Genomic DNA, 10324 nt, shown 5'->3' with positions numbered 1-10324 from the left:
GAATAGCGATGATACATGTACTGATAGCTGATGACCATTCTATTGTAAGACTTGGTATAAAGCAAATTATTGGTTCCCTGCCTGATAATATGCTGGTAACGGAAGCAAGAACATTTGATGAAACCATTTCTCTTATTGAAGCCCAACATTTTGACCTGTTGATACTGGACATTAATATGCCCGGCGGCAACAACCGACAGATGATTGATGCAGTAAAACTACGGCTCCCCGATGTCCGGATCCTCATTTGTTCAGCCTATGAAGAACTGCTGTATGCGCTCGACTATATCCAAACCGGTGCAGATGGATATATTGAAAAAAATTCCATCGACGACGAATTCAAAACGGCCATTACTGCGGTGCTTGGAGGAGAGAAATATATCAGCAAAGCCGTCCGCGAACAACTGATCAGGAAATACACCCGGCGGGAAGAGCATTCCTCCAACCCGTTCTCTGAGCTTTCCGGTCGTGAAATAGAAGTGATGAACCTGCTGATAAAAGGCCTTCCGTTGATAAAAATTGCCGAAATACTTCATCTGCAACTCACAACGGTGAGCACTTATAAGGGGCGCATCTTTGAGAAAACCGGTGTAAAAAATGTGATCGCTTTAGTAGAGAAAGCGCAAATGCACCAGGTGGCTAACCATTATAGTGGAGCTGTAGTGAAAGCATAGTACCGCCTCCGGCACGTGATCCAGCACGTAAAGTGGCATTAATTACCGGTAACAGCTCTTTTACCAGTATGAGCCCGATACCGGTACTATGGGAATGCCCCGTACCATCGTTTTCAGGCCGGTTAATCCAATCCCGCACGGCCTGCGGCATTCCTATACCGGAGTCACTGATATTAATGATGACGCCGGTCGCCATTTCTTCCACCGTTATTTCCACACTTCCATGGGATGTATATTTCACGGCATTATCCAGCAGGTTGTGCAGCACCACGGCCAGTAATAACTTATTCACCGCTATAGTCATCTCCGGAGGAATATGACAGGCAAGCTGAATTCCTTTAGCGTCAGAAACCGGTTTGAAGATAGCCATCTTTTCTTCTACTAACGGTAGCAGGTATACGCTATCCTGGGTAAATGCACCTGTTTGGAAGGTAGTCCGCATGTAATGTATCAGGTTATCTACCAGGTGATGCATGCGGTAGAGGCTTTCATACGTTACGGCGGCAACTTCTTCTTCCTGCCGTTTGCCCGACAGTGATTCTTCTTTATTGACCATCAGCAGGAATCGCAGCGGTGTTTTAATATCATGCGTAATGGCGGTAAGCAGGTGCTTATGCATCAGGCTCTGCTTGCGTATCTGTTCGTCCGACTCCTGCAAGGTGGCCATGGTTTCCTGCAGCTTCCTTGTACGGTTAAATACTTTTAACTCTAATAGCTTGTTCTGGTCTTCAATATGACGGACACGCATCTTATAAAATAACACGATCAGGCATATAAGCACGATCAATACCAACACGCGAAACCAGTTCTTTTCATAAAAAGCTTCCGCTACGTGGATATCGATCACCTTTTCAATGTACTGATCTTTCCCAAAGCCTTTCAACTTCCGGATATGAATACGATAATCTCCTGACGGCAACGATGATAGAATAACCGTGCGGTCGCTGTTCACTGGCAACCATATCTTTTTCTCTCCTGCCTTGTCACTTTCTTCCAGGCAATAATTAAAATACAGGTTGCGGGGATCCCCAAAGTAAGGAGAACTGACATGCAATCGGAAAGTTTTAAAATTATGCGGCAGTTCAATATTGTCCACTGCGTCCGTCAATTTCAGGTCACGCTCTATCCAGTCTACAAATATTCCCTTATCGGGCATCTCCATCTGGATAGAAGCTGGTGTATAATGAACAAGCCCATCGAGTGATGGCAAGGAAATGTCGCCATTCTCAAACTTCAGTGCACAGGGTTCACAACCACCATTGAACTCGTTCGTATTAAATCCCTGATCTTTTCCGAAATAATAATAAAATAAATCTGCTTTTTTCCCGTCTGTAAAATCCAGCGCATCCTGCCGCCGAACACAGAATAAGCCCTTATTGGTAGTCAGCCAGCAATAGCCGTAATCATCCTCTATAATGCAATGGGTAGAAGACATATATCCCTGCCGGTCTAATGGCAAAGCTGTCAGCCTTTCATTCCTGTAAAGAAAAATGCCTTTGTTATATGTGGAAATCCAGACTTCTCCCTGCCTGGCCACATAGATGCTTCTTATGTTTCCCTGCTCTAAGCCTTTAATGGTGTCGGTACTTCCCGACGGTTGATGAACCCTATATAAGCCCTTATGGGTGCCTATCCATAAAACACCCTGAATTTGTCCTTCTTTGATATAGGTAACATCTTCTACCCCTGCGGACAATAATTGCAATCCGGGAGCTGTCATCTTCAGATAATACAATCCCCGGTATTTTCCACCCACCCACAACGTTCCACCGGCATCCACATACACCTGGCCAATGGCGTCAGGCATTTTAACTTTTGACATCACTTTACTGAAGTCCGCTGATACACTAATCAGCATTGCCTGCTCCCGTCCCCAATACCGTCCTTGTTTGTCGCGGGCCAGGGTAAATTTTTCCAGCACGTTTTTATTATTGAACCATAGCGGTAAGGGACTGAATTTGCCATGCACGTCCAACAATAACCCCGATGCAGTTACTATTTCATTCTTTCCAAAAGGAGCTTGCGCATAAAATACCCTGGTATCCGGAATATCTGATTTATGCGAAGTAAACTGTTGCCTCGTGCAAACATAAAGTCCCTTCGTAGAACTTCCGAGGAAAACCCGGCTGTTGACCACATCATAATATATCGACTTAATGTATGTTTCATGAAAATCGAAACCCCGTAATACTACTGCACTACGAATATGCTCTCCCTCCTGCTGCAACTGGTAACAATTGCCTCCGGTATAAGCAAAAACCTGGTGAGCAGCAAGGTTCCATAATAATTCCACACCGGATTTATTAAACGAGGAATCCGACAACAGGTCTCCAACAAGCGATACTTTTACCTGCCGGTCTTTCTTCCAGCTTAATATCTGCCCGCTGCTGGTAAAGTAATAAAGCTGATGCCCGCATACAAACAAGCGCATCAGATCCAGGTCTGGTTGTATAATGCGATAGGCCTCCCTACCATTCTTCACAAAAGAAATCGTATCCCCATAGGCGGCAAAATAACTTTCGTTGCTATTGGGAAAAACCACAGGCCGTATGGCAGCAAATTGTTCCGCATAGTCATCAGGCCATCCCCTGATAGGATAATAATCATTCTTCTTTGCCAGGTATTGCTGGTAGGCATACCCCGGCATCTCTTTTCCTACCCGCGTCACCTTACTTCCAGTTACAGTTAATATTTCTTCTATATCTGTTTCAACAGTGATCGCCGTATCATTGGGATAAACTCTGCCCATCCTGCTGCTTTTCAGTCCAGGCACGTTATCGACATTAAAATTGAAAAAATAATTGCCGTCGAAGCGGGATAAACCATTCTCTGTGGCCAACCATAAAAAGCCATTGGTATCAGGAACCATACCCTTAACACTGTTTTGGGGTAAGCCATCCTCATCCGTAAAATGTCTTATAAAATAATGCGGAACGGTATCCATTGCAGCAACGGGTTCCACCGGGTTAAAACGTAATAAGGATAGACAAAGGAAAAAAATATGGTTCATTTCAGAAACAGGCACTAGGTACCTGGCAGCATATCATGTTATCTGGCAGGTTATTTTTTTAAACTTGATAAAGATATAAAAAAATTAATCCTAAATCCTCTTCTCTTTGACAAGCGGATACTAAGGTAAAGGAGGGATCATCTCTGAAGGATATGCTCCCTGATAATATAAGGAGTAATTGGCTTTAACCAACGACCAAAAGCAACCGGATGTTCTCCTTCCCATGTATAGAATTCCAGGTTCCCGTTCATCTTGGAATACCAAACCTTTCCTATGGACTGGTAAGTGATGGTGTCTGGCCTGGTTATTTTCCTGAAGTATTTCAACCTCATGCTATCTAACGCTATAACCTTGGTGTGGGGTAATTTCTGATCACAGGCTATAGGCTCATAATGATCTTCTAACCAATACATGCAACCACCAGCGCCAGATGGCTGATGCATATCTTTCCACCACCACATGCCACCAGTTCCTAATGCCAGTGACAACATCACGGCCACCAACATCTTCGCCGGTTTCCGTTGTACCTGATTTTGGGAATGCTCCAGGGATTCCACTTCTACACTTCCCGCTCCCCTGGCGACAGCCATCCCGGTTAGCATTACCGGATTTTCCGGAATTGCCGGGTTTCCGTCGGGCATACTGCTTTGGGCAGATGAATTTACCTGGGGATCCAATACTATTACCGGCGCTTCTCCCGATTCCTCGTCCTCCTGCGTTCCAATAATAATACTATCATCATGCGCTTCCTTCTTCCACTTTTCCCATGGCCGGCCTGGAAATTCAATCAACCATGCCAGGAGCTCGATATTCTTCTCATCCGTTTTGTCGGACTTCTTCTTCAGATAATTGACCAATGGCCTGAACTTATCCGTATCGCACTTCTTAATGAGGGCGTGACAATTTTTTGATTCATTTAAATCTCCACAGAAATCCCTGACCACCTTTTCATCCCATCTATCGACATCTTTTGTACATCTCTTCACGCATTCTTCCTTAAGTTTTGCCGGGGTAAGATACATCAGCCCGTGAGGTAACGTATTGTTATCCCTCTTCTGCTGGTACACTTGCCAGACCTGCTGCTGATAGTCTAAAAAAAAGGTTGCCATAAATGAAATTATAAAACTGAATAATCGGAATCAGACCGGCATTCCCGGAATTACTTATCGCATATCAGGAATAATCGGAATTATTGGAATTGTTTGTAAATCAACCTCTTACCTCACTGTATCTTTGTTCTGCAATCGGGAAACACCTCTGTAGCTACGAGGTACTGTACAGCCCCGATCCACTCCGGGTAAAGAAAGCGGAAGCCGGTTAACGGCCTGGGAAGCGATAATCAGCTTCCGTAATCCACACCCACCCTTCCCAAAAAAAAACAAGAAGCGCTTCCTGACTCACTTAAAACTCAGCTGCCGGCTGCCCGGCAACCGGCGGCTTATTTCCTAAACATTAAAAAACTAACACAATGCTTTCTTATATATTAAGTTTTTTCCTGGCATTCCTGAGCCCCGGCCACACCAACAATGGTAATCATAATCATGACACCCAGGTTACCACGCTGGATGACGACACCAGCGGTGAAACCGGCACAATTCCTCCAAGGAAAAAACCGTAAGTAGTATCGTTGTGAGGCAAGAAAATTCTTGCCTCACTTTTTTTAACAACCTGACAATAATAATTCCTTAACATGCAGAAATTGAATACTTTTAAAAAAATAATCCCAGGTGCGCCCCTCAAAATTCATACTACCCCTACTCGGCTGTGGCCTTTTCGCCTGCACATCCAGGCAGGTATCCAAACCACCCATTTCTGATCCCTCATTCGATAAAGGGGAGTCTTTCTACGAGAACAACAACAATGACTCCGCCTTTTACTACTTTAATATCGTAGCCACAAGTGCTACTGATAGTTTGAAAATTGCAACGGCCTATAGTTATATGGGGATCATCCAGGCACACGAGGGTGATCATTATGGAGGACAGGAAAGCCTCCTGAAATCCTTAACCTATCTCAATGAACATAAAAAAGAAAACCAGCAATGCATGGGCGCTGACTACTTTGAGTTAGGGAATGCCTGTCTTAATCTCAAAAACTACGATGCGGCTATTGATTACTATCATAAAGCACTTAAATATATCAGCAACCCAGACTATAAACCCATTGCCTTAAACAGCATTGCACTCACTTACCAAAAGAAAGGTGAATATGACCAGGCGCTCAATCTATACAAATCTCTGCTGGCTGAAAGCAAAGACAACAAACAAGAGTATGCCCGGGTACTTTCCAACTATGCTAAAACAAAATGGTTGAAAGACTCTACTTATCCCGCCGGCCCGGAGCTACAACAGGCCTTGCAAATCCGTAAGGATTCCAACGATATCAGGGGACTAAATGCCAGCTATGCGCACCTTTCTGACTACTATTCCCTCTCCCTGCCTGATTCCGCCCTTCACTATGCCAGGAAGTGGTATGAGGTTGCCAGAGACCTTGGTAATCCCGATGACCAGGTAGAAGCACTTTCAAAGCTTATAACACTTAGCCCCACCAATCTGTTGAAACCTTATTTTATCCGCTACCAATACCTGACGGATAGTATCCAAACGGCAAAGAACACTGCCAAAAACCAATTCGCATTAATCCGGTACGAAGCAGCGAAAAGTAAAGCCGATAATCTTCAGTTGCAAAAGGATAATGCACAAAAGAAAAATCTGCTGCTGATACAACGATTTATTTTAGTGCTAACCATCCTCGTTTTCCTGGCAGCCGGGAGTATGTTAGTGCTCCGGAACCGCAGGCGCCGGCAACAGATAGAACAGGCCTCTCGACAGGCCATACAGGAACATCAGCTTAAAACCTCCCAAAAAGTGCATGACGTAGTAGCGAATGGTTTGTATCGCATCATGGCAGACCTTGAGCATAAACCAGTGGTAAACAAGGAGGAGCTGATCGATAAAATTGACATCCTGTATGAACGCTCCCGGGATATTTCTTATGAAAAACCCAACGCCACAGCAACTCCTTTCCTGACTAAAATTGAAAACCTGCTGACGTCTTTCGGATCCGAGCGTACCAAAGTCATGATTGTAGGCAACGATACCATCCCCTGGAGCCGTATCAACCCGCAGGTACAACATGAAGTGGAACATATTCTGCAGGAATTGATGATTAATATGAAAAAACATAGCCAGGCCAATTCCGTGATGGTAAAATTTGGATATCAAAATAACCAGGTTCAAATTCTCTATACCGACAATGGCATCGGTTTTCCTCCGCAAGTTAAGTATGGAAACGGACTACAAAATACGGGAAACCGTATTAAAAGAATTAACGGGCAATATAGATTTGAACATCCTGATAAAGGATCAAAAATTATTATTTCTTTCCCAATCGCTCAATCGTCATGATTACAAAAGTGCTTATTGCAGAAGATCACGAAATAGTTAATATTTCTTTGCAGAAAACATTGGAAGAACTAGGCATCATAGATATCGCATATGCCTATTACTGCGACGACGCGCTGTATAAGATCACGCAGGCCGTTAAAGCTAAAAGAGCTTTTGATCTCCTCGTTACAGATTTATCTTTTCGTGAGGATGATAATAAGCAGATACTGTCGAATGGCATCGAATTGATTATCGCTGCCAGGAAAGTACAGCCGGACCTCAATATACTGGTATTCTCACAAAATGGCAGTCCGGCGACCATTGATCAACTTTATAATCACCACGACATCAATGGCTTCGTAATTAAAGCCAGGAACGATGCCAGGGAGTTTAAACAAGCTATTAATGAAATAGCAAGCTACAGACGTTACTTCCCCCGGCATATCAAACAGTTGATCGATAAAAAAAATGCCTACTCCTTCTCAGATTTTGACATCACTATTATCACACTCCTGTCGCAGGGAATGCTACAGAAAGACATTCCAGCATATCTTCAACGCAATGGAATAACTCCTTCAGGATTAAGTAGCATTGAAAAAAGGCTGAATAAAATGAAAGAGGCTTTTGAATTTACCAGTAATGAGCAATTGGTACTTCACTGCAAAGAGTTAGGCGCGATATAACAGCGAAAAAAAAAATCTCACCTTACACGCCGAATTACGGCTTCCCGTAAAAAAAGTAGTTGGACACAAGATATTTTTGTTTCATCAATTAAAATTAATATCATGAAACAGAAGTACTACGTAAACAACAATGCCCAGCTCAACGGCGATCATGAAGTGCACGTTAATAGCTGCCCTTATTTCTCTGTGATGTACAGCCGGATATACCTGGGTGAATTCAACTCCTGCGAAGAAGCCGTGCGTGAAGCAAAGAAACGTTTTCCAAGGTCGAATGGTTGTAGCACTTGTAACAGACCCTGTCATACAACTTAAAGGATCATATCTACGCTTTTGTCCCCCTGGTCTTCCGAATTAATTAAGCTATGAAACTTTTATTAGCATGGTTGTTTATAAGCGCCCTTCATTGTAACCAGGTAATGGTGTATATCTGCGATAGCAAAAGCGCTACAAGATATCATTACAATGCCAATTGCCGTGGACTAAGCAATTGCAAGCATCGAATCATCAGCATCCCCCTTGAGAAAGCAATGATAGACAGAACCCTTTGTAAATGGGAACAATAGAGATAGTTCCATAAACTCCAATACCGTTATTATGACAACTCCAAACGAGGCACCGTATAGATATTTGCAGTTTAAAGGAGATCAACTTTATAGCAGGTATATCCCCGCTACCTCTCCTCCCGCAAAATCTGAAGACCATCCTTTCCTGAACGCCAAATCCCATGGCAGTTATGGTGCACTTCTATTTCATCCAAACTGGAAGGCGAAAAGAAAAGAAATATTGTACCGCGACATGCATCGTTGTGTACACTGTCGTAGCGACAAAGACCTACAGGTGCATCACCGGCAATACCATTTCATAGCAAGCGAGCAACGATTCCGCCTTCCATGGGACTATCCGGACCATTTGCTCATCACCCTTTGTGAAGCTTGCCACAACAAAGGCCATAATAAATATAAAGTGCCGACCATCACTATTAAATGAAATATTTATGAGTTTATTTGACATTTTTAACAGGCAACGCCAAAATGGACATAGTCATTCACTGGCGATTGATAGCGCAATACCAGATATTCCGGAAACTACTTTTATCGAGAAAGAGGCACCGGAAAAAGAGGCCCCCGAAGTGAAACCTGTTGCGCCGCTCAATGGAGGAATTCACCAGCTATATGATTTCCTCGACAAAAATTATGAATCCAAGGGCTACAATGATGCATTAATTAATCCAGACGCCACCCATCTGGATCAAAATGTAATCGCATTGAAAAATGACCTGGAAAGATCTATCAGAAAGGTGAAAACATTTTATGAAGACTTTATCCGGCAAATCAACTTCCACATCTCCAGCAGAAGCAGAAGTGGAATGATTGATACGGTAGAAGAGTTGACCATAAAGAAAGAAATTGCTGAAAGTCATATTAACCAGGTCATAGAAATCGAAGAACAGGCGAAAGTGAACGAAGGTGTTGGGCATGGCATTGTTATCAGCTACACCCGTGGATTTAGAAATGGTCTTGCGGCCATCTCGGGTCACATCATTCTAAACAAAAACTTTTAAAATCTGGTGCTATGAAACATCTATGGATTCGTTTCGGCTGCTTTCTAACCGGGTACAACTACAATATACTGAGAAACTGCAGTGAAGCTGCTTTTAAATCCGTGAAGAAATATACGGCAGCGATGTTGATTGTTTGTATCCTGTGGTTCTTTATCGGTTTTACTTTTGCGCATCGCTACCTGTCGCTCGGCGGCCCCGGTTGCACACTGGCCGGGATACTCGCCACTGTAATCATTGTACAGGTGGAGAAACAGATTGTTTTATCTATGCATCCAGGCCGTGTGTTAATAGTTTTCAGAGCTTTCCTGGCTATCATCATGTCCATTTTGGGTGCTGTTATCATCGACCAGATCATATTCGAGAAAGATATCAACACCGAAAAAAACGCCTATATATCGGAAAAAGTAAACACATTATTACCATCGAAAACGGAAGAATTAAGGAAGCAAATTACAGCACTGGACACTACTATCGATAAAAAAGAACAGGAAAGGATTAACTATATCCAGGATATGAGCCAACATCCCACTATAACGCTAACAACTGTACAAACTGCAACCAGACGGGTACCAGAACATGTAGTAACTGCTTCAGGCAGAGATTCCGTGATTTGGAAAACAGTGCAGGATCACACCACCGGATCCGTCCCGATACCCAATCCCAAAATAGCATTGCTGTCGCCCCTCGACTCCACTATTGGCGCTATGCGGCGACAAAAAGCCCAAAAGGACAACGATTTACTCCTCATCAAACCGAAACTGGAAGAGGAAATGAAAGCCAATACCGGTTTTTTAGATGAGCTAATCATCATGAAACAGATGCTGTCCTCCTCTAACGTTGCTTTGTGTTTCTGGTTCCTGTGGATTTTATTTTTCCTGTTTATAGAGCTGCTGGTACTATTTAGTAAGATGGGAGACCGCGGTAATGACTATGAAAAAGTGGTATTACATCACATGAATTTACAAATGCGGCGGCTCGACGCCCTTGGGAAAGGATTTGAATAAAAAAAT

Annotated in this window: 10 protein-coding genes; 8 read left to right on the top strand and 2 right to left on the bottom strand. The window is 43.3% G+C overall.

Annotation, left to right across the window (positions count from 1 at the left end):
* Positions 1 to 8 precede the first annotated feature (8 nt).
* A complete protein-coding gene (locus tag J7623_RS06625; protein WP_291918804.1) occupies positions 9 to 674 on the top strand; it encodes a response regulator transcription factor in 666 nt (221 codons plus the stop codon).
* On the opposite strand, the gene J7623_RS06620 is transcribed toward J7623_RS06625, so the two are convergent.
* Positions 640 to 3618, bottom strand: coding sequence for a sensor histidine kinase (locus tag J7623_RS06620; protein WP_291919588.1), 2979 nt, complete (start codon positions 3616 to 3618; stop codon positions 640 to 642). The genes J7623_RS06625 and J7623_RS06620 overlap by 35 nt on opposite strands.
* Before the next feature lie 203 nt (positions 3619 to 3821).
* A complete protein-coding gene (locus tag J7623_RS06615) occupies positions 3822 to 4793 on the bottom strand; it encodes a hypothetical protein (protein ID WP_291918802.1) in 972 nt (323 codons plus the stop codon).
* 359 nt (positions 4794 to 5152) lie between these two features.
* On the opposite strand from J7623_RS06615, the gene J7623_RS06610 reads away from it, so the two are divergent.
* The 7 genes from J7623_RS06610 to J7623_RS06580 all read left to right on the top strand — a co-directional run bounded on the left by J7623_RS06610 (position 5153) and on the right by J7623_RS06580 (position 10318).
* Positions 5153 to 5302, top strand: a complete 150-nt coding sequence (locus J7623_RS06610) for a hypothetical protein (RefSeq protein WP_291918801.1) — start codon at positions 5153 to 5155, stop codon at positions 5300 to 5302.
* Between the two features lie 109 nt (positions 5303 to 5411).
* The gene (locus J7623_RS06605; RefSeq protein WP_291918800.1) at positions 5412 to 7091 is read left to right on the top strand and encodes a tetratricopeptide repeat protein; all 1680 of its coding nucleotides are present in this window, start codon (positions 5412 to 5414) and stop codon (positions 7089 to 7091) included.
* Positions 7088 to 7753: a response regulator gene (locus J7623_RS06600; RefSeq protein ID WP_291918798.1), complete on the top strand. Its 666-nt coding sequence runs from the start codon at positions 7088 to 7090 to the stop codon at positions 7751 to 7753. Before J7623_RS06605 ends, J7623_RS06600 begins: the two co-directional genes overlap by 4 nt.
* Positions 7754 to 7855: 102 nt before the next feature.
* Complete coding sequence (locus J7623_RS06595; RefSeq protein WP_291918796.1) at positions 7856 to 8065, top strand: hypothetical protein; 210 nt, start codon at positions 7856 to 7858, stop codon at positions 8063 to 8065.
* Positions 8066 to 8347: 282 nt separating this feature from the next.
* The gene (locus tag J7623_RS06590; RefSeq protein WP_291918794.1) at positions 8348 to 8740 is read left to right on the top strand and encodes a hypothetical protein; all 393 of its coding nucleotides are present in this window, start codon (positions 8348 to 8350) and stop codon (positions 8738 to 8740) included.
* 7 nt (positions 8741 to 8747) lie between these two features.
* On the top strand, positions 8748 to 9314 hold the full coding sequence (locus J7623_RS06585; RefSeq protein ID WP_291918793.1) for a hypothetical protein: 567 nt from the start codon (positions 8748 to 8750) through the stop codon (positions 9312 to 9314).
* Between the two features lie 11 nt (positions 9315 to 9325).
* A complete protein-coding gene (locus tag J7623_RS06580) occupies positions 9326 to 10318 on the top strand; it encodes a DUF4407 domain-containing protein (protein ID WP_291918791.1) in 993 nt (330 codons plus the stop codon).
* The last annotated feature ends 6 nt before the right edge of the window (positions 10319 to 10324 follow it).

The sequence above is a fragment of the Chitinophaga sp. genome (assembly GCF_017745275.1).
Classification (GTDB): domain Bacteria; phylum Bacteroidota; class Bacteroidia; order Chitinophagales; family Chitinophagaceae; genus Chitinophaga.
The sequence above is the reverse complement of the archived record's forward strand: the minus strand, read 5'-3'. Positions and strand labels throughout refer to the sequence as shown.

What these genes read in the sequence shown, in the direction of transcription:
- J7623_RS06600 (WP_291918798.1), top strand. Translation starts at nt 7,088, where the DNA reads ATGATTACAAAAGTGCTTATTGCAGAAGATCACGAAATAGTTAATATT.
- J7623_RS06590 (WP_291918794.1), top strand. Translation starts at nt 8,348, where the DNA reads ATGACAACTCCAAACGAGGCACCGTATAGATATTTGCAGTTTAAAGGA.
- J7623_RS06625 (WP_291918804.1), top strand. Translation starts at nt 9, where the DNA reads ATGATACATGTACTGATAGCTGATGACCATTCTATTGTAAGACTTGGT.
- J7623_RS06595 (WP_291918796.1), top strand. Translation starts at nt 7,856, where the DNA reads ATGAAACAGAAGTACTACGTAAACAACAATGCCCAGCTCAACGGCGAT.
- J7623_RS06585 (WP_291918793.1), top strand. Translation starts at nt 8,748, where the DNA reads ATGAGTTTATTTGACATTTTTAACAGGCAACGCCAAAATGGACATAGT.
- J7623_RS06620 (WP_291919588.1), bottom strand. Translation starts at nt 3,618, where the DNA reads ATGGATACCGTTCCGCATTATTTTATAAGACATTTTACGGATGAGGAT.
- J7623_RS06580 (WP_291918791.1), top strand. Translation starts at nt 9,326, where the DNA reads ATGAAACATCTATGGATTCGTTTCGGCTGCTTTCTAACCGGGTACAAC.
- J7623_RS06610 (WP_291918801.1), top strand. Translation starts at nt 5,153, where the DNA reads ATGCTTTCTTATATATTAAGTTTTTTCCTGGCATTCCTGAGCCCCGGC.
- J7623_RS06615 (WP_291918802.1), bottom strand. Translation starts at nt 4,793, where the DNA reads ATGGCAACCTTTTTTTTAGACTATCAGCAGCAGGTCTGGCAAGTGTAC.